Origin of the sequence: Micromonospora haikouensis (assembly GCF_900091595.1) — a bacterium.
Classification (GTDB): Bacteria; Actinomycetota; Actinomycetes; order Mycobacteriales; family Micromonosporaceae; genus Micromonospora; species Micromonospora haikouensis.
This window is the reverse complement of record NZ_FMCW01000011.1, coordinates 172,795-195,061: the sequence shown is the minus strand read 5'-3', so window position 1 is coordinate 195,061 and position 22,267 is coordinate 172,795. Positions and strand designations below refer to the sequence as shown.

Genomic DNA, 22,267 nt, shown 5'->3' with positions numbered 1-22,267 from the left:
CAGGCTGGCCCGCACCTCCGGCGGCCCTGACCCGTTACCCTGACAGAGACGTCTAGGAGGGCACGATGGCCGGTGACATCCGCCCACGCGGATACGCCAAGCCGGTCGTCGTGCCCGATTCCCTCGATCGGCTCGACGGTCCGACCAGCGGCGTCGTCGACCTTCCCCGACACCTCAAGTGGTCGGGAAACGCCCGCTACGACCTCGCGGACCCCGGCCGCATCCTTGACCTGTACCGCACGGTACTCAACGAGGCCGCCGCCCCCGAGGACCTGCACACGTTCCTCGACCGTCAGACCTTGATCCGGTTGTGGCCCTCGATGTGGCTGCCTACTTCCGTGCGGGAGTCGTGGGAGAGTCGTTTCCCCGAACTTCGGCGGACGCGCCAGGTTGCCGCCTGAGGTCATGCAGCAGCAACACGCCCTCATCGCCGAGATCGCACTCGCTGTCGCGGGCCGTTACGGCTTTGCTCTGGCGGGCGGATACGCGGTGAGCGTCCATGGGATGGGTGCCCGACTGAGCTGGGACGTGGATCTCTTCACCGCCTGGCAGACTCGCGCCGAGTTCCCCCGTGCCGTTGACGAGGTCGTCAAGGCGTTCGACGCGCACGGCTTCGAGGTGACCGCTGTCATCCGCAACGAGACCTTCGCCCGTCTCCTTCTCGCTGATCGGTCCAGACCCGGGAGCGAGCCGGAGAAACTGGAGATGTCGGCGGACTGGCGTGCCCATCCTCCGGTCCCGTCGCCAGTCGGCCCTGTCCTTCATCCGGACGACGCCGTCGCCAACAAGATGTGTGCCCTGTTCGGCCGCGCCGAGGCGCGGGACTTCCTCGACGTGGATGCAGCGCTCAGCAGTGGCCGCTACACCCGGGGGCGTCTCCTCGATCTGGCGATGAACGCCGATCCCGGGTTTGAGGTGGCGGCCTTCGTTGACGCCTTGGGCGCCTTGACGCAGATCACCGACGCGGACTTCGACTGCTACGGCGTCTCTCCCGCTGAGCTGCCGGGCCTGCGGGAACGGTTCGCGCAGTGGCGGCGCGACCTCAGTCGTTCTCTGGAGCAGAGGTAGGCCGACCGGCGTCACGCGGGGCGGAGCACGACGGTCCAGGTGGTCGTGGTGGTGCTGGCCGCCGCGGCGGTCGCGCCGAGGCCGCCGTACGCGCCGGTCGGCACCGACGCGCCCGAGTCGGCGAGCAGCCCGGTGACCCGCCCCCCGCCGGTCTGGGAGCCGTTGCTGCGCACCTGCACCCCGGGCGGCGGGGTCAGCGCGGTCGACGTGGCGTCGCCGTGCAGCCAGTACGACACGCCCCACCCGCGCTCGGCGGCGATCGGGGCGGTCGGGGTGACCCGGGTGGCGGAGCTGGCCGGGTCGGCGGAGCTGGCGAACGCGGCCACCGGGGCGGTCGGGTCGGCGCCCCGGTAGGCGGCGAGCACCAGGTTGCCCTTCGACTGCTTGCCGAGGGTGACCCGCAGGGTCGTCCCGGCGTCACCGGTGGCGGCGATCTTCCACCAGGCGGTGGTGGTGGCGTAGCCCCCGTCGAGGCGGTCCAGCCGCGTCCAGTCGGTCACCCCGGTGGGCTCCCCGGTGTCGGCGTGGGTGTTCTGGCTGAGGAACAGCAGCAGGACGTCCCCCGGCCGGACTCCGGCGGGCACGACGACGGAGTGGTTGGTGACGTTCGCGTTGGCGGTGGCCTGCCCGACGTACGAGATCAGCTCGGGCAGCGGCGCGACGGTGACGTCCCGGGTGGCGGTGCCGGTGGCCCCCCGGTCGTCGGTGACGGTGACGGCGACGCGGTAGGTGCCGGCCTGGGCGTACGTGTGGGTGGTGGTGGGGACGCTGGCGGTGTCGGCGGTCGCGCCGTCGCCGAAGTCCCAGGCGTGGTCCTGGACCGCGCCGTCGGGGTCGGTGGAGCCGGCAGCGGAGAAGGCGCACACCAGCCCGGAGCAGGACGCGGCGAGGTCGGCGCTGGGCGGGGTGTTGGCCGCGCCGCCGGTGCCCTTGACGAGCCGGATCCAGTCGATGTCCCCGGCGAAGTAGTCGCAGGTGACGTTCACCCCGTCGCAGGAGCTCTTGCCGCCGATCGAGAACTGCCAGTTGTTGGCGATCGTCCCGGTGGGGCCGGTGAGCCGGCTGGTGCGCACGCCGTCGACGTACATCTCGACGTAGCTGGCGGTGCGGTTGCAGGTGACGGTGTGCCACTGCCCGTCGGAGATGGACGTGCCGGTGTAGCCGGTGCGCGTCGCCCCGTCGCCGCCCCGGAACATGCACCGGGGCTTGCCCTCGGGGGCCTCGAACTTCCAGTAGCCGCCGGCCGTGCCGCCCTGGCCCTTCTGCATGATGTTGCCGAAGGACTTCGTGGTGCGGTAGCGGATCGAGAACGAGAAGTCGCCGGCCTCGGGGTTGAAGTCGTTGCTCGCCGGCACCAGGTTGACGTGCCCCGGCACGTACTCCTTGTCGGCGGGGTTGTGGTAGGCGAAGCGGTGGGCGGTGGCGCCGTCGTAGCGCGTCCCGGCCACCACCTCGTCGCCGACGCGGCCGTGCCGGCCGTTGCCGCTGCTGTCGGTGAGCACCGTGGCGCCCGTCGGCTCGTCCATGCTCCAGAAGGCCACGGTGCGGGTGGCGACGGCCTGCGCGGGGGCGACCCCGGCCAGCACCCCGGCCGCCGCGACCGCCGCCGCCAGCGCCAGCCGGCCGGCGGTACGCACGCCGCGTCCGGTCCGCACGCCTGTCCGTCGCGTCGCGACCATGGTCATCGCCTCCTCGTGGGCCCGATCTCACCCTGGCACGGCGACGTTCGGCGCTGAATGCCCCGTCCGGGGGACAACGGGGCACCGGCGGCGGGCGCGGCGCGACCGTCCGGTCGGACGCGGTCGGCCGTGGGCCCGGCGGCGTCGCACCGATGCGGGGTTTCTCACAACCGGCCGGGCAGGCTGAGTAGGGGCCGAGCGCGGCGGCGGCGGGTGAGGGCGGCGGCGCCGGCGGGCTGCGGCCCACCGGGGCGCGACGGCGCGCATCTTAGCAAGCACGTAACGCCGACGACATCATCTCAACAGGCGAGCGGGGCTCACCTCTGGCAGCATTGTCTGGCATGTGCGGACTGGCTGGGGAGTTCCGCCGTGACGGCTCGCGGGCCGACGTCGCGGCGGTGGAACGCATGGCGGCCACGATGAGCGACCGGGGCCCCGACGACAGCGGCGTGTGGTCCCAGGGGGCGGTCGCCCTCGGCCACCGCCGCCTCAAGATCATCGACCTGTCGGCGGCGAGCGGGCAGCCGCTGGTCGACCCGGCGTCGGGGCTGACCGGCGTCTTCAACGGCTGCGTCTACAACTACCGCGAGCTGCGCGAGGAGTTGCAGGCCAGGGGGCACCGCTTCTTCTCCTCCGGCGACAGCGAGGTGGTCGTCAAGGCGTACGCCGAGTGGGGGCTCGACTTCGTCGACCACCTGGTCGGGATGTTCGCCGTGGCGATCAGCGAGCGGGACACCGGCCGCCTCGTGCTGGCCCGCGACCGGCTCGGCATCAAGCCGCTGTACGTGGCCGAGTCCCCGGGCGTGGTGAGCTTCGCCAGCACCCTGCCCGCGCTGCTGGCCGGCGGCGGCGTCGACACCGCCATCGACCCGGTGGCGCTGGCCCACTACCTGAGCTTCCACAGCATCGTGCCGCCGCCGCGCACCATCCTGCGCGGGGTCGCCAAGCTGCCCCCGGCCACCGTCCGGGTCTACGAGGCCGACGGCTCCACCCACGAGCGGGTCTACTGGGACCCGGCGTTCACCCGGCGCGACGAGCGGGCCGGCTGGTCCGCCCGCGACTGGGAGGACGCCCTGCTGGAGTCGCTGACCACGGCGGTGCGCCGCCGGATGGTCGCCGACGTGCCGGTCGGCGTGCTGCTCTCCGGCGGGCTGGACTCCAGCCTGGTCGTCGCCCTGCTCGCCGAGCAGGGGCAGCGCGGCCTGGCCACCTTCTCCATCGGCTTCGACGCCGTCGGCGGCCGCTCCGGCGACGAGTTCGTCTACTCCGACATCGTGGCGAAGACGTTCGACACCGACCACCACCAGATCCGGGTGGCCGCCCGGGACCTGCTGCCCCCGCTGGAGGCGGCGGTGGCGGCGATGAGCGAGCCGATGGTCAGCCACGACTGCGTGGCGTTCTGGCTGCTCAGCCAGGAGGTGTCGCGGCACGTCAAGGTGGTCCAGTCCGGTCAGGGAGCGGACGAGATCCTGGGCGGCTACCACTGGTACCCGCCGCTGGCCGGCGTCGACCGGGAGCGGGCCGTCGAGACGTACGCGAAGGCGTTCCTCGACCGGGACGCGGCCGGGCTGGCCCGGGTGCTGGACCCGGCGTGGCTGGCCGACGGCGACCCGGCCCGCGAGTTCGTGGCCGCCCACCTGGCCCGGCCCGGCGCGCAGACCGCCGTCGACGCGGGCCTGCGGATCGACACCCAGATCATGCTGACCGACGACCCGGTGAAGCGGGTCGACAACATGACCATGGCGCACGGGCTGGAGGCCCGGGTGCCGTTCCTCGACCACGAGTTCGTGGAGTTGGCCGCGACCTGCCCGCCGGAGCTGAAGCTGGCCCAGGGCGGCAAGGGCGTGCTGAAGGAGATCGGCCGCCGGGTCCTGCCACACGAGGTCATCGACCGGCCGAAGGGCTACTTCCCCGTGCCGGGCCTCACCCACCTGGAGGGCAAGCTCCTCGACCGGGTACGCGACGCGCTGCACGCGCCCGCCGCCCGTCACCGCAACCTGTTCCGCACCGAGTACGTCGACGCGCTGCTGGCCGACCCGAACGCCGAACTCACCCCGTTGAACGGAAACAAGCTGTGGCAGCTGGGACTCCTGGAAATGTGGCTCCAGAGCCACGGAATCGACTGACCGTGAGCGACACCCTGGCGACCGGGACGGCGCGCACCGACCGGGAACGGGTGCTGGGCCGCCGCCGCGAGCGGGTGGGGCCGGGCGGCGATCCGGTGGCCCCCGCCCCGGCCCCGCCGGACGCCCCGGACGGGCAGGCCGAGGGGGAACAGCCGACCGGCGGCGGCGTGGTGCTCGACTGCGGCTGGGGGCGGCTGGTGTTCGGCCAGACGTTCACCGAGCAGGCCGCCGTGGCGGCGGTGCTGCGCTCGGAGGCGGCCGGGGCGCGGGACATCTGCATCTACCTGCGCGACCCGCACGTGCTGGTGTCCCGGCTGCCCGACGAGCTGTTCATCGACCCGTCGCTGACGTACCGGCTGCGGCTGCCCGCGGCCCCGGCCGCCGCCGACGACCGCGACGGGCTGCCCGGCCTGCGGATCCGGACGCTGCGCGACGCCGACGACGCGGACGCGGTGAACCGGATCTACGCCCGCAACGGCATGGTCACCGCCCCGGTCGACGTGCTGGTCGACAACGCCCGCACCGAACGGTTCCTGCACCTGGTCGCCGAGGACGCCACCGGGGACGTGGTCGGCACGATCACCGGAGTGGACCACGTCGCGGTCTTCGCCGACCCGGACAACGGGGCGAGCCTGTGGTGTCTCACCGTCGACTTCAACACCGCGCCGCCCGGCACCGGCCAGGCGCTGCTGACCGAGCTGGCGGCCCGGCTCACCGCGCGCGGCCGGGCGTTCGTCGACCTGTCGGTGCTGGCCGAGAACACCGGGGCGATCCGGCTGTACGAGCGGCTCGGCTTCTACCGCACCGCGACGCTCTGCGTGAAGCGGAAGAACCCGATCAACGAGCGGCTGTTCCTGCCGGCCGCCCCGAAGGGGTACGACCGGCTCAACCCGTACGCGAAGATCGTCGCCGACGAGGCGATGCGTCGGGGCATCCGGGTGGAGGTCACCGACCCGGAGTGGGGCGAGCTGCGGCTGAGCAACGGCGGCCGGACGATCGTCACCCGCGAGTCGCTGTCCGAGCTGACCTCGGCGGTGGCGATGAGCCGCTGCGACGACAAGCGGGTCACCCGGCGCATCCTCACCGAGGCGGGCCTGTCGGTGCCGGCCGGGCGCACCGCGACCGGCGACGACGCCGACGTCGCGTTCCTGGCCGAGGTGGGCCGGGTGGTGGTGAAGCCGGCGCGCGGCGAGCAGGGCAACGGCATCACCGTCGGCGTACGCACGCCGGAGGCCCTGACCGCCGCCGTGGCCCTGGCCCGCGGCTTCTGCCCGGACGTGCTGATCGAGCAGATGCGCGACGGCGAGGACCTGCGGGTGATCGTCATCGACCACGAGGTGGTGGCCGCCGCCGTCCGGCGGCCCGCCCAGGTCACCGGCGACGGGGTGCACGACGTCGCCGAGCTGATCGAGCGGCAGAGCCGCCGCCGGGCCGCCGCCACCGGGGGCGAGTCGCGCATCCCCGTCGACGACATGACCCGGGAGGTCGTCGCCGAGGCCGGCTACGAGCTGAGCGACGTGCTGCCCGAGGGCACGGTGCTGGCCGTGCGCCGCACCGCGAACCTGCACACCGGCGGGACGATCCACGACGTGACGGGCGAGCTGCACCCGGCGATCGCCGAGGCGTGCGTGGCGGCCAGCCGGGCGCTGGACGTCCCGGTCACCGGGCTGGACCTGCTGGTCAGCGCCCCGGACGGCCCGGAGCACGTGTTCATCGAGGCGAACGAGCGGCCGGGCCTGGCCAACCACGAGCCGCAGCCGACCGCCGAGCGCTTCGTCGACCTCCTCTTCCCCGGCACGCGGGCACCGCAACGCCTCTGGACCCCGGCGGGTGCGGCAAGCTCTCAGGCATGACCGCACGCAAACCCGTCCCCCTGAAGATCGACCTGGACTACCTCCGCCAGGTGCTGGTGGAGCTGCTGGAGATCCCGAGCCCGTCGGGGCGCACCGACCACGTGCAGCAGTACGTGGGCGAGCGCCTCTGGGCGCTCGGGATCTCCTCCACGCTGACCCGGCGCGGCGCGCTCAGCGCCTGCCTGCCGGGGCCCCGGGAGACCGGGGCGGACCGGGCGGTCGTGGTGCACACCGACACCATCGGCGGCATGGTGAAGCGGCTCAAGGAGAACGGCCGGCTGGAGCTGATGCAGGTCGGCACGCACAGCGCCCGGTTCGCCGAGGGCGCGCACGTGCGGATCTTCACCGACGACCTGGACCGGGTGATCAGCGGCCAGGTGCTGCCGCTGAAGGCCAGCGGGCACCGCTACAACGAGGCCGTCGACCTCCAGGGGGTCGGCTGGGAGCAGGTCGAGGTGCGGGTCGACGAGCCCGTGGCCGACGAGGCCGGGCTGCGGGCGCTCGGCATCGACGTCGGGGACTTCGTGGCGTTCCTGCCGAATCCGACGATCACCCCGAGCGGGTACGTCAAGTCCCGGCACCTGGACGACAAGGCCGGGGTGGCGGCGGTGCTGACCGCGTTCAAGGCGATGGTCGACGCGGGCGTCACCCCGGCGGTGACCGCGCACCTGCTGGTGACGGTCACCGAGGAGATCGGCCACGGGGCGAGCCACGGCCTCGACCCGGACGTCGCCGAGATCGTCTCCGTGGACGCCGCGGTGGTCGCCCCCGGGCAGCAGTCCCGGGAGAACGCGGCCACCCTGGCCATGGGCGACGGGGTGGGGCCGTTCGACTACCACCTGACCCGCAACCTCGCCGCGATCGCCCGCGAGCACGGGGTGGACCTGGTCCGCGACGTCTTCGAGTTCTACCGCTCGGACGTGGCGGCGGCGGTGGAGGCGGGCGCGCACGCCCGGGTGGCGCTGCTCGGCTTCGGGGTGGACGCCACCCACGGCCACGAGCGCACCCACCTCGACGGGCTGGGTCACCTCACCCAGCTGCTCTGCCTCTATCTCCAGAGCGAGCTGGTGTTCCCCGAGTGGGACGCCGAGCCGGAGGGCGACCTTGCCGACTTCCCGTCGCTGGCGGTGCAGCCGGCCAGCGAGGAGGGCCCGCGCGAGGGCCCGATCGGCATCGCCGACTGACCGCTCCGGCAGCGCCGTGAGGGCCGCTCCGGCAGCGCTCGGCGGGCCCGCCCCGGCCGCGCCGGCCGACCGCGCCTGAGCCGCTGGTCGAAATCCGTTGCCGACGCCCCCGGGAAGTGGATAGCGTGGCGGTACACGGGAAAGGAGGTGGTCCAGACTTGTATAGCAATCGGACTCGTGAGGTGGCTGTCCGCTAGCCGCTGTCCTCGACAGTGAGAACCTGCCCGCCGCGAGGCGGGTGCACGATCGTCGAGACCGTGTGGCAGCGGTGCGGCGAAACCACGACAGCCACCCGACCCCCGGGGTGCCGGCCAAGTCCAGCCGGCCCGTGCGCGAGCACGGAAGCCCCGGGGGTCGCTTCATGTATCCGCCGGGGAGAACGCCGTGTCCATGCGTGAACTGGTGGTGCTCGGGACGGCCAGCCAGACCCCGACCCGGGCGCGCAACCACAACGGGTACGTGCTGCGCTGGGACGACGAGGTGATCCTCCTCGACCCGGGCGAGGGCAGCCAGCGGCAGCTCCTGCACACCGGCGTCACCGCCACCGACCTGACCAGGATCTGCGTCACCCACTTCCACGGCGACCACTGCCTCGGCCTGCCCGGCACCATCCAGCGGCTCTCCCTGGACCGGGTCCCGCGCCCGGTGGCGGTGCACTTCCCGGCCGGCGGGGCCGACTACTTCGCCCGGCTGCGGCACGCCAGCTCCTTCCACGAGACCGCCGAGCTGGCCGTCGAGCCGATCAGCGCCGACGGGCAGCGGATCGCCCTGCGCGGCGGCGGCATCCTGGAGGCCCGCCGGCTGCGGCACCCCATCGAGACGTACGGCTACCGCCTCGTCGAGCCGGACGGCTGCCGGATGCTGCCGCAGCGGCTGGCCGCGTACGGGATCGCCGGGCCGGCCGTCGGCGAGCTGCGGCGCGTCGGCCACCTCGACGTCGGCGGGCGGCGCGTCACCCGCGACGAGGTGAGCGTGACCCGCCCCGGGCAGCGGTTCGCGTTCGTGATGGACACCGGGCTCTGCGACAACGTGTACGCCCTCGCCGAGCACGCCGACCTGCTGGTCATCGAGTCGACGTTCCTGGCGAGCGAGGCCGCGCTCGCCGCCGAGGTCGGGCACCTCACGGCGGGCCAGGCCGCGCGGGTGGCAACCGAGTCGGGGGTACGCACGCTGGTGCTCACCCACTTCTCCCAGCGCTACGGCGACGTCCGGCGCTTCGCCGACGAGGCCCGGGAGCACTTCGCCGGTGAGCTGGTCGTCGCCGAGGACCTGACGACCGTCCCGGTCCCGCCCCGGCGGGTACCCTCGGCCGGGTGACGATCACCCTCCGCCACGCCACCATCGACGACCTGCGCGCCGTGGGGGCGCTGCACCAGCGCTCCCGGGTGGCGGCGTACTCGTCGTTCCTGCCGGCGGAGGCCCTCGCCGACCCGACGGAGGAGGCGATGGGGTCGTACTGGGTGGAGCGGTGGACCTGGGAGCGTGACGACCACCTGATGACCGTCGCCGAGCGCGACGGCCGGCTGGTCGGCTTCAGCTACGTCGGCCCGGACGACGCGGGCGACCCGGCGACGGGGCTGCTCAACGCCATCCACCTCGACCCTGGCGAGCGGGGCCGGGGCACGGGCCGGGCGCTGATGGACGACGCGCTGGCCACCATGCGCGACCGGGGCCGGACGCGGGCGGTGCTGTGGGTGCTGGAGGGCAACGCGCCGGCCCGGCGCTTCTACGAGCGGGGCGGCTGGCGGCACACCGGCGAGCGCCGGGAGGACCGGATCGGCACGGCCCGCACCCGCCAGCTCCGCTACGCGCGTGCTCTGTATGGAAGGGCCCCCTGTTAACGCATACGGTAGAGAAGGGTCCCCTTCTTACCCCGCCCCCGGCGGGGGCGGGGCGGGGCGGGCTCACGCGCCGTCCTGGTCCGAGTCGACCGAGAAGTTGAGCACGCCGAGGTAGCCGTCGCCGTCCTCGACGACCTTCATCAGCATGCTGTCGGCGTAGATCGTGTCGTTGTCGTTGAAGGTGTCCCGCCCGGTGTGCGCCGAGTACGGCGCGGCGGCGTACACCTTGGTGTTGAGGGCCTCGTCGAACATCATCTGGGTGGTCAGCACCCGGTTGTTGTCGACGTGCACCATGGCGTGGATGTGCGTGGTGCGGCCCCGGTACCAGCCCGGCCAGATGGTGGTGAACTCGACGATCCCGTCGGAGTTGGTGACCTGGGCCCCGCGCAGGTAGCGCTTGTCGTCGGTCGGCGTGAGGTCGGCCGCCGACCCCTCGGAGCCGCCGCCCGGTGCCGCGCCGCCGCCGGGCGCACCGCTCGGCGGGGCCCCTCCGGCCGGGCCGCCGCTCGGCGGGGTGCCGTCCGGCGCGCCGCTGGGCGGGGTGCCGCCGCCCGGGGCCCCGCCGCCCTGCGCGCCGCCCGCGCCGGAGGACTGCGCCTCAGCACCCGAGTACAGCCCCTCGGCGTCGCAGTGCCAGATCTCCACGACGGCGTTGGCCAGGGGCCCGCACTGCTCGCTGTCCTGCACCCGGACCGCCACCCGCAGCCGGGTGCCCTCCCGGTCCTCCCGGATGTCGCTGCGGATCTTGTCGGCGTCGAAGTAGTACGGGCCCTGGGTGGTGCTCGCGGTCAGTGTGCACGTGTTGGCCTCGCCGAACAGCGCGGTCAGGTCGGTCGACGTGCTGGCGGTGGCCTGCGGGGAGACGGTCTCGCCGGTGGACGTGGTGACCGTGCCGCCGTCCCGGCCGCAGGCCGCCAGCAGGCCGGCCAGCCCGACCGAGCCGATCCCGGCGATCAGCCGGCGGCGGCTGACCCGCTGCCCTTCGTGGTGGTCGAGGTCGTGGCGCATGGGTTCCTCCCGGGGTCGGTGTTCGTCGGCTGGTCCCGACGCTAGACACGCCCGGCCGGCGCCCTCTGTGGCCCGCTTGTGGCCGGGCTGTGAATGGTCGCCCCGCCGGTCGGCCCGACGATCAACCCGGAAGGGCGGCCCGACGACCACCCCGGAACGTCGGCCGACGACCACCCCGGAAGGCCGGCCCGGCGGCTGATCCGACCGGCGGTTATACCGGACGCATACCGGTGGCTCGCATGCTCGCGGCAGTCCGGCCGGCACGGGCCGGGGCGAGGGAGAAGGTTGCATGCGACACCGAGCAACGAGCCGGCTGCTGGCCGGCCTGACCGTCGTCGCCGTGACGGCGGTCGGCACCGGGCGGCCCGCCGCCGCCGACCCGGCCGCCGGGCCGCCGCCGGCCGCCGCCGCGCAGATCACGACCGCACAGCTCTCGGCGGCCAGCGCCGGCCGGGTGACGACCGCCGTCGCACCGGCCGCCGTCGCGTCCCAGTCGAAGACCGGGTTGGCCGTCATGAGCCCGTGGAGCCTGCGGCCCGCCGTCGAACCGAACCTCACCGACGCGCAGCGCGTCGCGTTCGAGGACCAGATGATCAAGGACCTGGTCGAGGCCAAGGTCAAGACGGTACGCCTGGAGATCGCCGCCCCCGGCGAGACGGCCGTCGACTTCACGCTCTACCGCCGGTTGATCGACAAGCTGCCCAGCGACGTCAAGGTCATCGCGGTGCTGAACTTCGCCCTGGTCGAGGGCGGGGTCAGCAACAGCGGGGTGCCGGCGAGCGAGCCCTACCTGTACCAGTTGCAGGACTCCGTGGCGGTCAGCCAGTATCCGGAGTACGGCACCACGACGAAGTTCATGAAGGTGTGGATCGACAAGGCGCTGTCGGTGGTCACCACGTTCGGCAGCCGGCTAGCCGCCGTCGAGGTGCTCAACGAGGCCAACAAGCTGTACCACCCCGGCACCGCCGCGCACCCCGGCCCGTACGTGGTGCCGGGCGACGCGTACGGCCGGCTGATCGGGAAGTTCTACCGGTACTGCCGGCTCGCCGGCAGCAAGCCCTGCGGCAGCACGGTCAAGGTGATCACGCACGGGATGCACCCCGGAATGGACGGCGGCGACTCCGGCACCGCCAACGACGACACCAATCACCTGAGCGGGGTGCTGAGCTCCGCCTCGGTCGCCGCGTTCCGCTCGGCCAACGGCGGGGCGTGGCCGTTCGACGGGATCGGCTACCACCCGTACCCCTTCGCGATGGGGCTGAGCCTGCCCGGCGGCTACGCCAACACCGCCACGGCGACGCTGCTGGCCGGCATCAACGGCCGCCTCGACGCCGTCCGGGCGGTGCTCACCGCCGCGGGCGTGCCGCAGTCCACCTCGCTGTTCTGGCTCACCGAGGTCGGCTTCAACTCCAACGACGTGTCCGCGTCCACCCTGGAGGAGAAGGAGGCCAAGCAGGGCCAGTACGTCAAGGACGTCTTCACCGCCCTGGCCAACCGCGCCGACACCGCCCAGGCGATCTGGTACCGCTACCACCAGGGCAACGCCGACGCCCCGGCGGAGAACTGGGGGCTGGTGGCGCACACCGACCGCGTCTACTCGAAGCTGCCGCCCCGCTACAAGCGGGCGTACTGCGACTTCGTCTGGGAGCGGGGGGTCGGCGCCACCGAGCACTGCCCGCGCCCGAAGGAGGTCGTCTGGCGCACCTACTTCAACAACGTGCTCTACCCGGTCAGCTACTGGGAGCTGCCGCAGTACGTGGTGGACGCCGGGGCGTCGTACCCGTCGTGGCATGTCCAGCAGGACATCGGCGGGCAGGTCAAGCAGCTCAGCGGCTACTGCTCGCCGGTCGACAAGTACCTCTGCTCGACGTCGGACTACAGCCGGTTCCCGGTGCCGTCCGCCCGGGACGCCTCGGCGCGGTTCCGGGTGCGCTTCGCCGGGCTCGGCATGACCGGCCCCTGGTCGGACTGGATGTCGTACGCCCCGCTGATCGGCTCGGGGGCCGGGGTCTACGGGCCCGCCTCGGGGGCGACGCTCAACTTCAAGACCCAGTACGTCTCGTTCCCGGTGGCGGTGCCGACCCAGTGGCTGCGCAACAACCCGGGCGGCCAGCCGTTCATGCGCTTCCACCAGAACACCGCGAACGGCGGGTGGGTCCGGCTGTGGAGCCGGCCGAGCATGCCGAGCACCGGGGCCGACCTCCAGGAGACCTCCGACCACGTGCTGTACGTGTTCAACCTCAGCATCACCGCAGACTCCAGCCGGTCGTTCACCGCCGGCCCGGTGCAGTTCCTGTTCGGCATCGCCCCGGCGGCCTGCAAGACCGACGTCGCACAGTGCCTGCCGACCAACTCGGCCGAGACCATCACCTACTCGTTCAACCACTCCTAGCGCCGCGGTGGGCGGCGGCGGCGCGCCGCCGCCCACCCGTCGGGACACCCTCGGCATGTCGGCGGGCGGGCCTACAATCATCGACTGAGTTGATCGTCAGGATGGGCTCGCGCCGCCGGCTGCCGTGGGGGTTCGGATACTCGTTCGCATTCTCGGCCCGGTCGAGGCGGAGCTGGCCGGCGAGCCGGTGGCGCTGGGGCCGCCCAAGCAGCGTGCGGTGCTCGCCGTCCTGGTGCTCCGGCCGGGTCGGCCGACCGCCGTCGCCGACCTGGTGGACGCCCTGTGGCCCGCCGCGCCGCCCCGGTCCGCGCTGAAGAACCTCCAGCTCTACGTGCACCAGCTCCGCAAGCTGCTCCCCGGCGGGCTCACCTTCGGCAACGGGGCCTACCGGCTCGACCCGGGCGCCTACCGCCTCGACGCCGACGAGTTCGACGCCCGGGTCACCGCAGCCCGGCGGCTGGCCGCGGGCGGCGACCTGGCCGCCGCGCGCGACGCGTACCACGATGCCCTGCTCTGGTGGCGCGGCCCGGCGCTGGCCGACCTCGTCGGCCGGGGCCTGCTCTGCGGCGAGGCCGCCGCGCTGGACCAGGGCCGGCTGCGGGCGATCGGCGAGTCGGTGGAGACGGCGTTGCGCCTGGGCGGGCACGAGGACCTGCTCCCCCGGCTCACCCGCCTGGTCGCCGACCACCCGCTGCACGAACGCTTCCGGGAACAGCAGGTACGCGCGCTCCAGGCGGCCGGCCGGCACGCGGAGGCGGTCGCCGCGTACCGGGACGCCGAGCGGGTCCTCGCCGACGACCTCGGCGTGCCCCCCGGCCCGGCCCTGCGGGCGCTGGCCCCCGGGCTGCGCCGCCCGGCCGTGGCCGCCCCGGCGCGGGTCAGCCGGCCCGTGCCGGCGGAGCTGCCCGCCGACATCCCCGACTTCACCGGGCGGCACGAGCAGGTCGCCGACGCCGTCGCCTTCCTCGGCCGGCCGCCGGCCGCGGCGATGCGGATCTGGGCGCTCTCCGGCACCGCCGGGGTCGGCAAGAGCTGCCTCGCCGTGCACGTCGCGCACCGGCTCCGGCCGCACTTCCCCGACGGCCAGCTCCACGTGAGCCTGCACGGCCAGGGCGCGCACCGGGTCGACCCGGCGGACGTGCTGGCCCGCTTCCTGCGCGCGCTCGGCATGACCGACCAGCAGCTCCCGGTCGAGTTCGACGAGCGGGTCCGCTGCTACCGCAGCCGGCTGGCCGACCGCCGGGTCCTCGTGGTGCTTGACGACGCGACCGACGAACAGCAGGTGCGACCGTTGCTGCCCGGCGGCCCGGGGTGCGCCGCCGTCGTCACCAGCCGGATGCCGCTGGCCGGGCTGGCCGGGGCGCGGGCGCTGCACCTCGACGTGCTCGACCGGGAGCAGGCCGTCGAGCTGCTCGCCGCGGCGGCCGGACCCGCCCGGGTCGCGGCCGAGCCCGCGGCGGCCGGCGCGATCGTCGAGCTGTGCGGCCGGCTGCCGCTGGCCGTCCGGGTCGCCTCCGCCCGGCTGGCGACCCGGGGCCACTGGAGCCTGAACCGGTTCGCCGACCGGCTCGCCGACGGCCGGCGCCGACTCGACGAGCTGCGCGTCGGCGACCTCGACGTCCGGGCCAGCTTCCAGCTCAGCTACGACAGCCTCGAACCGGCCGCCCGCCGGGCGTTCCACCTGCTCGCCCTGCTCGACCAGCCCACCGTCCCCGGCTGGCTGGCCGCCGCGCTGCTCGACGCCGACCCGGCCGCCGCCGAGGACACGCTGGACCATCTCGTGGACGCCCAACTGCTGCAACTGACCGGCGCCGACCAGGACCGCTACCACACCCACGACCTGCTGCGGGTGTACGCGGCGGAGCAGGCGGCCGTCGCCGAGCCGGCGGGCGACCGGGCGGCGGCCCTGGACCGTGCCTTCGCCGCCTGGGTGGCCGCCGCCGAGCGGGCCGCCGCCGCGCTGACCGGCGCCGCCGGGGCGGGCCGGTTCGGGGCGGAGTCGCGCCGCTGGTTCGCCCGGGAACAGACCGACATCGTGGCGGCCCTGGGCCAGGCGCACCGAACCGGGCGGTGGGAGGTGACCTGGCGGCTGGCGCGGGCGTCGACCATGTTCCTGGCGGAACGGTCGCAGTGGAGCGCCTGGCAGGCCACCCACGAGCTGGCCCAGGACGCCGCCCACCGGGCCGGCAACGCCGACGTGGCCGCCGACCTGGCCGAGCGGCTCGGCGACCTGTACCGGGACCGGGGCCGGTTCGACCGGGCCGAGACGTACTTCCGGCGGTCGCTGGAGCTGGCCGAGACGATCGGCAGTCCGGTCCGCAGGGCGTACGCGCTGCGCGGCCTCGGCGACGCCCGGTGGGGGCACGGCGACGCCGAGGGGGCCGTCGGCCGGTACGTCGAGGCGCTCCCGCTGTTCGAGGCGGCCGGGGAGCACCAGGGCAGCGCCCACGCGCTGCGCGGGCTGTCGGTGGCGTACCGGGGGCTCGGCCGGCTCGACGAGGCGCTGGACGTGGCCCGGCGCAGCGTCGGCGCGTTCCGGGCGCTCGGCGACCGGTCCGGCGAGACGTACGCCCGGCGCACGCTGGGCAGCATCCACCTGGACCTCGGGCACCTCGACGAGGCCGAGGAGTGCCTCCTGCACTGCCACGCCGACTTCGAGCGGCTCGGCGACCGGCTGGGCATGGCGGCGGCCCTGCTCGGGCTCGGCATGACCCAGGTGGAGCAGGGCAGGCACGACGAGGCGCGGGAGACGTACCACCGCTGTCGGGAGACCTTCGCCGAGGTCGCCGACCCGCTCGGCGAGGCGTACGCCCGGCGCGGGCTGGGCGACGCGCTCACCGGGTCCGGCCGGCTGGACGAGGCGCAGGCGGAGCTGGCAGCCGCCCTGGCGGTCTTCGTCGCGCACGCCGACCTGCGCTGGGAGGCGTACGCCCGGACCAGCCTCGCCGCCCTGTGCCTGGCCCGGGGCGAGCCCGCGACGGCCCGGGAGCACCTCGACCGGGCGCTGGCGATCTTCGACCGGATGGGCGCCCGGCTGTGGTCGGCACGCGCCCGACGCCTGCTCGCCCGGGCGGGCGCGGACGGGGACGGGCCGCCGCCCGGCTGACGGCGCGTTCGCCCGCCGCCCCGATATACCGGCGCTATACCGGGGGCCCACATCCTCGTCCCGGAAGGCGCCCGGCCGGTCGTGCCGGGGCCGAGTTGCGGAGGCAGGATGAACAGCTTCGGATTCCGGCGTCGCCGCCGGGTCGCCCTGGCGCTCGTGCCGGCGCTGGCCGGCACACTGCTGGCGGCGTCGGGCCCGGCGGCCCCCGCGCGGGCCGCCGACGGGGGCGACCTGGTGATCGCCAACGTGCTGTGGCGGGTCGCCGTCGGTTCCCGGCCGACCTGATGACCACCAACAACCCCGCCGAGCGGGACCAGTTCCCCGTCGACGGGCAGACCCACTACGTGCCGAAGTACGCGGGCTCCGGGCGGTCGGCGCTCTACCGGCTGCACAATCCGAACTGGAACGGCGGCTCCGACCACATGGACTCCCGCACCGCCGGCGAGGCCGGCTTCGGCACCGAGTACGCCCTCGGCTATCCGTACACCTCGCAGGCCGCCGGCACGCAGCCGTACCTGCGCACCTTCAACGGGTGCACCGGCGACCACGGCACCCGGTCGCAGAACGAGGGGGCGAAGTCCTGCTACGGGGACGAGTCGGCCAGCTACGGGTACGCGTGGCCCCGGTACCTCAACACCCCTACGTCGCTGGCGTCGCTGAGCGCGGGCGGGGTGACCATCTCGTCCAACCGGGTCACCGGCGGGGCGCTGTGGAACTGGACGTACAACGGCACCCAGTACATCAACAACCTCGACTACGGCCGGCAGCTGCAGTCGTCGTTGTTCTTCTCCCGCGACGGGGTGACGGCCAACCCGACCGAGGCCGGCGACACCTGGTCCAACCCGGCCTGGCCGGCGTACCGCCGGCACGGGTCGCCGCTGCTGGCGCTGAACACGGACACCGCGTCGAAGACCCAGTCCACCCGGTCCGTGCCGATCGACTTCGTCCCGCAGAACTTCGGCGGCGGCGAGCAGAACCCGGCGATCTACCGGGACTTCCAGCTCGGCAAGGACATCACCCTGGACTGGGGCGGGCTCGGCCCCGTCGCCCGGTACCAGACCGTGCTGAACTCGCCCGCCCTGACCTACCCGGGCATCGAGGTCCCGACGGCGTACCTACGGGCCGAGTTCAACCGCTACTTCACCTACGACGCGGTCAGCCAGACGCTGACCGAGCGCACCAACTTCGGCCAGTGCTCCGACGCGAGCTACTTCTCCTGGACCCCGCCGAACCGGGGCGGGGTGATCATCGCCAACGCCGACCTGAGCAAGGCGATGGCCGTGTACGGCGCGAACACCAGCCAGGGCGGCTCGGTGTCGGAGATGCGGATGTACAAGTTCATCGGCGGCGGGTGCGGCACCGGCACCGGCGAGTTCGACATCGCCTCGTCGAAGTTCACCGTGCTGCGGCACGGCAACGTCGGGGCCGGCGAGAAGCGCTTCAACAGCTGGGTGATGACCGGCTCGGTCGGCCAGATCCAGGGGTGGATGAACACGCTGCGGTCCTGGGGGGCGGCGTGACCGTCGCCTGAGCGGTAAGGAAGGGCCCCCTGTTAACGCATACAGTAGAGAGGGGTTCCCCTCTCACCCTCACCCCCGGTGCGCCGGTGCGCCGGTGCGCCGGTGCGCCGGTGCGCCGGTGCGCCGGTCCAGCCGGCCGACCGTCAAGGCGGTGATCCGGTACCCGTTCGGGTTGAAGTTGGCGTGGGTGGCGTCGTGGCCGCCCTGCACCCGGTCGGAGGCCGCCGGTGGCGGGTTGGCCGGGGCCGGGCTACTTCGCGGAAGTTCTCTTCACCGTGTCGGCAAGGGCCTTCAGTCGACCAGCCCCGCGCGGAACGCGGTCAGGGGTGCATCCGGGCCAGCCCGGACGGCCGAAAGCCGGACGGCCGCGAGATGCCGTGGACTGTCGCTCGATCTATGTCCGGCCGGCGGGGCTGCAGTGGTTGAACCACGCCGCGAGGTCGCCAGCCCGGCCCCGTTCACCGATCACGCGGACTCCGGCCCAGCCGAGGCGTCGCGCGTGATCGACGGCTGACGCTGCCAAGGCCGGTGCGGAGCGGGCGGGGCCGAACGCTGGCCTCGCCCGCTCCGCACCGGGCGGCGGCGTTAACAAGGGGCCCTTCCTCTACCGAAAGCGTTAATAAGGTGCCCTTCCTTGCAGGGTCAGCGGGCGCCGAGGTGGGCCAGCAGGTCCTGCCGGGTGAGCACCCCCTTGGGCTTCCCGTCGACCAGCACCAGAGCCGCGTCGGACTTCTCCAGCAGGGCCACCGCCTCGCTAACCGGCTGACCGCCGCCGATCATCGGCAGCGGGTCGGCGGTGTGCCGCTCGATGGTGTCGTGCAGGTGCGCCTGGCCGGTGAACAGGGCGTCGAGCAGGTCCTTCTCGGCGACCGAGCCGGCCACCTCGCCGGTGACCACGGGCGGCTCGGCCTTGAGCACCGGGAGCTGGGAGACGCCGTACTCGCGCATGTAGTCGATGGCGTCGCGGACCGTCTCGGTCGGGTGCACGTGCACCAGCTCGGGCAGCCCGCCGGGCTTGCCGGCGAGCGCGTCGGCGACGGTCGGCTCGGTGCCGGAGTTGTCGAGGAAGCCGTACCGGGCCATCCACGAGTCGTTGAAGATCTTCGACAGGTAGCCCTTGCCGCTGTCGGGCAGCAGCACCACGATCACGTCGTCCGGGCCGGCCTCGCGCGCCACCTCCAGGGCGGCGACCACGGCCATCCCGCAGGAGCCGCCGACCAGCAGCCCCTCCTCGCGGGCCAGCCGCCGGGTCATCTCGAACGACGCCTTGTCGGAGACCTCCACGATCCGGTCGGCGATGTCCCGGTCGTACGTGGTGGGCCAGAAGTCCTCGCCGACCCCCTCCACGAGGTAGGGCCGGCCGGTGCCGCCGGAGTAGACGGAGCCCTCCGGATCCGCCCCGACGATCTTCACCCGGCCGTCGGAGGCCTCCTTGAGGTAGCGACCGATGCCGGAGATGGTGCCGCCTGTGCCGACCCCGGCGACGAAGTGGGTGAGCTGGCCGCCGGTCTGCTTCCACAGCTCGGGGCCGGTGGTCTCGTAGTGCGAACGCGGGTTGGCCGGGTTGCTGTACTGGTCGGGCTTCCACGCGCCCGGGATCTCGCGGGCCAGCCGGTCGGAGACGTTGTAGTAGGAGCGCGGGTCCTCCGGGGCGACGGCGGTCGGGCAGACCACCACCTCCGCCCCGTACGCCCGCAGCACGTCCTGCTTGTCCTGGCTGACCTTGTCGGGGCAGACGAACACGCACCGGTAGCCCTTGAGCTGCGCCACCAGGGCCAGGCCGACGCCGGTGTTGCCGCTGGTCGGCTCGACGATCGTGCCGCCGGGCCCGAGGATGCCGGCGGCCTCGGCGTCCTCGACCATGCGCAGCGCGATGCGGTCCTTCACCGAGCCGCCCGGGTTGAGGTATTCCACCTTCGCCAACACGGTGGCCCGGATGCCCTCGGTCACGTTGCGCAGCCGCACCAGCGGGGTGTTGCCGATCATCTCGACGACGTTGTCGTAGTAGTGCACCTCGTTGTGCCCTTCGTTGCGGCGCCGGCGACGGCGGCCGGGCAGACGTTGATTCGACGCCCAGGGTACGTCCCGTCAGGGCACCACATGCCCCGGGATGACGGAGGCCCGGCGGACCTCCCATTCCAGGAACCGCTCGGTCTCCGCGAGCACCGCGCCGGCCAGCCAGGTCACCATCACCGCGTCGTCGGCCAGGCCGAAGACCGCCAGCGGGATCTCCGGGAGCAGGTCGATCGGCGAGACGATGTACGCCGTCGCCGCGGTCATCAGGGCCAGCCGGAGGCCGCCGTCGTACTCGCCGCGGGTGGTGGCCCGGATCATCCGGGGCAGCGCCGCCAGCCGGGCCCCCAGCGACGGGCCGCCCCGCGCCCCGGCGGTCAGCGCCCGGGCCAGCGCCGCGAACGCCGCGCCGCGCTTCAGTGTCTTCCCCATCTCCACGCCCCTTCCGACTCCACAGCGTGCCGTGTCCCCGCAAGGGGTACCCGCAACAGTCGCCTCCCAGCCAGAAACCGGGCAGTACGACGACAGCGGCGTGTCGTACCGGCGCGATAATGTCGGTGCATGGGGGTCGCTGGTTCCGTCGCACCGGCCGGTCCGCGCGAGCAGTCCGCTCCGCGCTGGCAGCTCGGCCCACGCTGGCAGCGTGCGCGGCGGGTGGCCCGCGTCGCGGCGATCGGCACGGGCGCCACCGCGGCGGCCGCCGCGGCGACGACGGGCGTCCTGCTCGGCCAGGCCCGGCAGGCCCGCCGCACCATCCCGATGGCCGAGGCGCCCCCGCCCCGCTGCGACGGCGTCTACGGCGCGAAGCTCCCCGGCCCGCCGCTGACCATGGTCGTCCTCGGCGACTCCTCCGCCGCCGGCTACGGCGTGCACCGCCGCCGGGAGACGCCCGGCTCGCTGCTGGCCACCGGGCTGTCCCGCCGGCTGCACCGGCCGGTCCGGCTGCACCGGTTCGCCGTGGTGGGCGCCATCTCCCCCGGCTTGAAGCCGCAGGTGGAGGCCGCGCTGGAGGTGTCGCCCGACGTAGCGGTGATCCTGATCGGCGGCAACGACGTCACCAACCGCACCCCGCCGGCCCTGGCGGTGCGCTACCTGGTCGACGCGGTCCGCGCGCTGCGCGGGGTCGGCTGCGAGGTGGTGGTCGGCACCTGCCCCGACCTCGGGGCGATCCAGCCGATCCAGCCGCCGCTGCGCTGGCTGGCCCGGCGGTGGAGCCGGCAGCTCGCCGCCGCCCAGACGGTGGCGGTGGTCGAGGCGGGCGGCTGGACGGTCTCCCTCGGCGACCTGCTCGGCCCCCGCTTCGTCGCCGAGCCGACCCGGATGTTCGCCTGGGACCGGTTCCATCCCTCCGCAGAGGGGTATGCGGTGGCCGCCGCCGCGCTGCTGCCGACGGTGCTCTCCGCGCTCGGCGGGGTGCCGGAGCGCCGCACCGGGCTCGCCCGCGGCGAGGGCGTCCGGTCGCTGCCGGAGGCGGCCCAGGAGGCGGCCCGGCACGCCGGCACGGAGGTCAGCGCCACCCAGGTCCGGGGCCGCGACCGCGGGCCGGGCGGGCGGTGGGCGCAGCTGCGTCGGCGGGCCTTCTTCGGCGTCGGCGCGGTGCCGCAGGCCGGCCCGACCGCCGACTCACCCACACTGGAAGGACGGCCATGACCGAGCAGGGCGGCAGGCGCGGTGGTGGTGACCGGGGGCTCGGCGCGGAGCTCGCCGTCCGGCTGGGCCGGGCGGCGGCGGTGTCCCTGGTCGCCGGGACGATCGGCGGCGCGGCCGTCCTGGCCGGCGAGGCGTTCCTGGCCCGCAACCGCCCGTACGCGCAGCCCGAGCTGGGCCTGGCCCTGCGCGCCACGATCGGCCGGGCCGGCGCGCCGCCGCTGCGGCTGGTCCTGCTCGGCGACTCGTCCGCGCTGGGGGTCGGGGTGGCCCGGCTCGGCGACACCGTCGGCGGCCAACTGGCCAACCTGCTCGCCGAGGGGCCGGCCGGCCGGCGGGTGCACCTGTCCAGCGTCGGGGTGTCCGGCTCCCGCTCCACCGACCTGGCCACCCAGGTGGCCCGGGCGCTGCTCGGCCCGCGCCCCGACGTGGCGGTGGTCCTGATCGGCGCCAACGACGCGACCGCGCTGCGCAGCCCGGCCGAGGCCGGGGCCTACCTCGGGTCGGCCGTGCGGCGGCTGCGCGAGGCGCAGGTCGAGGTGGTCGTCGGCACCTGCCCGGATCTCGGCGCGGCCCGCGCGATCGCGCCGCCGCTGCGGCAGCTGGTCGGCTGGTCCGGCCGGCGGATCGCCCGCGCGCAGACGGCCGCCGCGCTCGACGCGGGCGGCACGGTGGTCGACCTGGGCACGGAGACCGGTCCGGTGTTCCGGGCCGACGCCGGCACGCTCTGCCACGACGGCTTCCACCCGTCCGCCGACGGGTACCGGATCTGGGCGCACGCCCTGCTCCCGGCCGTCGCCGCCGCCGCGAACGTCGCCTCCCGCCAGTGA

General features: G+C 74.1%; 18 protein-coding genes. 13 read left to right on the top strand and 5 right to left on the bottom strand.

Annotation, left to right across the window (positions count from 1 at the left end; genetic code table 11):
- Nucleotides 1-65 precede the first annotated feature (65 nt).
- Complete coding sequence (locus GA0070558_RS13540) at nucleotides 66-401, top strand: hypothetical protein (protein ID WP_077936205.1); 336 nt, start codon at nucleotides 66-68, stop codon at nucleotides 399-401.
- Nucleotides 402-405: 4 nt separating this feature from the next.
- Nucleotides 406-1,068, top strand: a complete 663-nt coding sequence (locus tag GA0070558_RS13535; protein WP_091279362.1) for a nucleotidyl transferase AbiEii/AbiGii toxin family protein — start codon at nucleotides 406-408, stop codon at nucleotides 1,066-1,068.
- 11 nt (nucleotides 1,069-1,079) lie between these two features.
- On the opposite strand, the gene GA0070558_RS13530 is transcribed toward GA0070558_RS13535, so the two are convergent.
- Nucleotides 1,080-2,723, bottom strand: coding sequence for a PKD domain-containing protein (locus GA0070558_RS13530; protein ID WP_256091917.1), 1,644 nt, complete (start codon nucleotides 2,721-2,723; stop codon nucleotides 1,080-1,082).
- Between the two features lie 365 nt (nucleotides 2,724-3,088).
- Here GA0070558_RS13530 and GA0070558_RS13525 point away from each other — a divergent pair, with 365 nt between their 5' ends.
- From GA0070558_RS13525 to GA0070558_RS13505, 5 genes are all read left to right on the top strand, one after another.
- Nucleotides 3,089-4,873: an N-acetylglutaminylglutamine amidotransferase gene (locus tag GA0070558_RS13525; RefSeq protein WP_091279293.1), complete on the top strand. Its 1,785-nt coding sequence runs from the start codon at nucleotides 3,089-3,091 to the stop codon at nucleotides 4,871-4,873.
- Nucleotides 4,874-4,875: 2 nt separating this feature from the next.
- Entirely contained in the window at nucleotides 4,876-6,726 is a 1,851-nt protein-coding gene (gene ngg, locus GA0070558_RS13520) for an N-acetylglutaminylglutamine synthetase (RefSeq protein WP_091279290.1), read from the top strand.
- A complete protein-coding gene (locus tag GA0070558_RS13515; protein ID WP_091279287.1) occupies nucleotides 6,723-7,910 on the top strand; it encodes an osmoprotectant NAGGN system M42 family peptidase in 1,188 nt (395 codons plus the stop codon). Before ngg ends, GA0070558_RS13515 begins: the two co-directional genes overlap by 4 nt.
- Before the next feature lie 384 nt (nucleotides 7,911-8,294).
- Nucleotides 8,295-9,227: a ribonuclease Z gene (locus GA0070558_RS13510; protein ID WP_091279284.1), complete on the top strand. Its 933-nt coding sequence runs from the start codon at nucleotides 8,295-8,297 to the stop codon at nucleotides 9,225-9,227.
- Entirely contained in the window at nucleotides 9,224-9,751 is a 528-nt protein-coding gene (locus GA0070558_RS13505; RefSeq protein WP_091279280.1) for a GNAT family N-acetyltransferase, read from the top strand. The genes GA0070558_RS13510 and GA0070558_RS13505 overlap by 4 nt, the downstream gene beginning before the upstream one ends.
- 63 nt (nucleotides 9,752-9,814) lie before the next feature.
- Here the strand turns inward: GA0070558_RS13505 and GA0070558_RS13500 are convergent, their stop codons facing one another.
- Nucleotides 9,815-10,759: a peptidase associated/transthyretin-like domain-containing protein gene (locus tag GA0070558_RS13500; protein WP_091279277.1), complete on the bottom strand. Its 945-nt coding sequence runs from the start codon at nucleotides 10,757-10,759 to the stop codon at nucleotides 9,815-9,817.
- Nucleotides 10,760-11,048: 289 nt separating this feature from the next.
- On the opposite strand from GA0070558_RS13500, the gene GA0070558_RS13495 reads away from it, so the two are divergent.
- The 4 genes from GA0070558_RS13495 (at nucleotide 11,049) to GA0070558_RS13485 (ending at nucleotide 17,777) form a co-directional block, all read left to right on the top strand.
- The gene (locus tag GA0070558_RS13495; RefSeq protein ID WP_091279274.1) at nucleotides 11,049-13,151 is read left to right on the top strand and encodes a hypothetical protein; all 2,103 of its coding nucleotides are present in this window, start codon (nucleotides 11,049-11,051) and stop codon (nucleotides 13,149-13,151) included.
- Nucleotides 13,152-13,275: 124 nt separating this feature from the next.
- The gene (locus GA0070558_RS13490) at nucleotides 13,276-16,257 is read left to right on the top strand and encodes an AfsR/SARP family transcriptional regulator (RefSeq protein ID WP_091279271.1); all 2,982 of its coding nucleotides are present in this window, start codon (nucleotides 13,276-13,278) and stop codon (nucleotides 16,255-16,257) included.
- Between the two features lie 108 nt (nucleotides 16,258-16,365).
- On the top strand, nucleotides 16,366-16,542 hold the full coding sequence (locus GA0070558_RS33400; RefSeq protein WP_176734206.1) for a hypothetical protein: 177 nt from the start codon (nucleotides 16,366-16,368) through the stop codon (nucleotides 16,540-16,542).
- A complete protein-coding gene (locus GA0070558_RS13485; RefSeq protein WP_141722211.1) occupies nucleotides 16,542-17,777 on the top strand; it encodes a hypothetical protein in 1,236 nt (411 codons plus the stop codon). Before GA0070558_RS33400 ends, GA0070558_RS13485 begins: the two co-directional genes overlap by 1 nt.
- 69 nt (nucleotides 17,778-17,846) lie before the next feature.
- On the opposite strand, the gene GA0070558_RS33395 is transcribed toward GA0070558_RS13485, so the two are convergent.
- The 3 genes from GA0070558_RS33395 to GA0070558_RS13475 all read right to left on the bottom strand — a co-directional run bounded on the left by GA0070558_RS33395 (nucleotide 17,847) and on the right by GA0070558_RS13475 (nucleotide 20,222).
- A complete protein-coding gene (locus GA0070558_RS33395) occupies nucleotides 17,847-17,987 on the bottom strand; it encodes a hypothetical protein (protein WP_176734205.1) in 141 nt (46 codons plus the stop codon).
- A gap of 432 nt (nucleotides 17,988-18,419) precedes the next feature.
- Complete coding sequence (locus GA0070558_RS13480; RefSeq protein WP_091279265.1) at nucleotides 18,420-19,790, bottom strand: cystathionine beta-synthase; 1,371 nt, start codon at nucleotides 19,788-19,790, stop codon at nucleotides 18,420-18,422.
- 75 nt (nucleotides 19,791-19,865) lie between these two features.
- A complete protein-coding gene (locus tag GA0070558_RS13475; protein ID WP_043963969.1) occupies nucleotides 19,866-20,222 on the bottom strand; it encodes a YkvA family protein in 357 nt (118 codons plus the stop codon).
- Nucleotides 20,223-20,351: 129 nt separating this feature from the next.
- Between GA0070558_RS13475 and GA0070558_RS13470 the strand changes: the two genes are divergently transcribed.
- Both GA0070558_RS13470 and GA0070558_RS13465 read left to right on the top strand, forming a co-directional pair.
- Nucleotides 20,352-21,440, top strand: a complete 1,089-nt coding sequence (locus GA0070558_RS13470; protein WP_256091916.1) for an SGNH/GDSL hydrolase family protein — start codon at nucleotides 20,352-20,354, stop codon at nucleotides 21,438-21,440.
- The gene (locus GA0070558_RS13465) at nucleotides 21,437-22,267 is read left to right on the top strand and encodes an SGNH/GDSL hydrolase family protein (RefSeq protein ID WP_077936191.1); all 831 of its coding nucleotides are present in this window, start codon (nucleotides 21,437-21,439) and stop codon (nucleotides 22,265-22,267) included. Before GA0070558_RS13470 ends, GA0070558_RS13465 begins: the two co-directional genes overlap by 4 nt.

Bases quoted from the DNA above. Each gene is read 5' to 3' on its own strand.
- GA0070558_RS33400 (WP_176734206.1), top strand. From the start codon at position 16,366: ATGAACAGCTTCGGATTCCGGCGTCGCCGCCGGGTCGCCCTGGCGCTC.
- GA0070558_RS13535 (WP_091279362.1), top strand. From the start codon at position 406: ATGCAGCAGCAACACGCCCTCATCGCCGAGATCGCACTCGCTGTCGCG.
- GA0070558_RS13495 (WP_091279274.1), top strand. From the start codon at position 11,049: ATGCGACACCGAGCAACGAGCCGGCTGCTGGCCGGCCTGACCGTCGTC.
- GA0070558_RS13465 (WP_077936191.1), top strand. From the start codon at position 21,437: ATGACCGAGCAGGGCGGCAGGCGCGGTGGTGGTGACCGGGGGCTCGGC.
- GA0070558_RS13500 (WP_091279277.1), bottom strand. From the start codon at position 10,759: ATGCGCCACGACCTCGACCACCACGAAGGGCAGCGGGTCAGCCGCCGC.
- GA0070558_RS13515 (WP_091279287.1), top strand. From the start codon at position 6,723: ATGACCGCACGCAAACCCGTCCCCCTGAAGATCGACCTGGACTACCTC.
- GA0070558_RS13485 (WP_141722211.1), top strand. From the start codon at position 16,542: ATGACCACCAACAACCCCGCCGAGCGGGACCAGTTCCCCGTCGACGGG.
- GA0070558_RS13470 (WP_256091916.1), top strand. From the start codon at position 20,352: ATGGGGGTCGCTGGTTCCGTCGCACCGGCCGGTCCGCGCGAGCAGTCC.
- GA0070558_RS13475 (WP_043963969.1), bottom strand. From the start codon at position 20,222: ATGGGGAAGACACTGAAGCGCGGCGCGGCGTTCGCGGCGCTGGCCCGG.
- GA0070558_RS13540 (WP_077936205.1), top strand. From the start codon at position 66: ATGGCCGGTGACATCCGCCCACGCGGATACGCCAAGCCGGTCGTCGTG.
- GA0070558_RS13525 (WP_091279293.1), top strand. From the start codon at position 3,089: ATGTGCGGACTGGCTGGGGAGTTCCGCCGTGACGGCTCGCGGGCCGAC.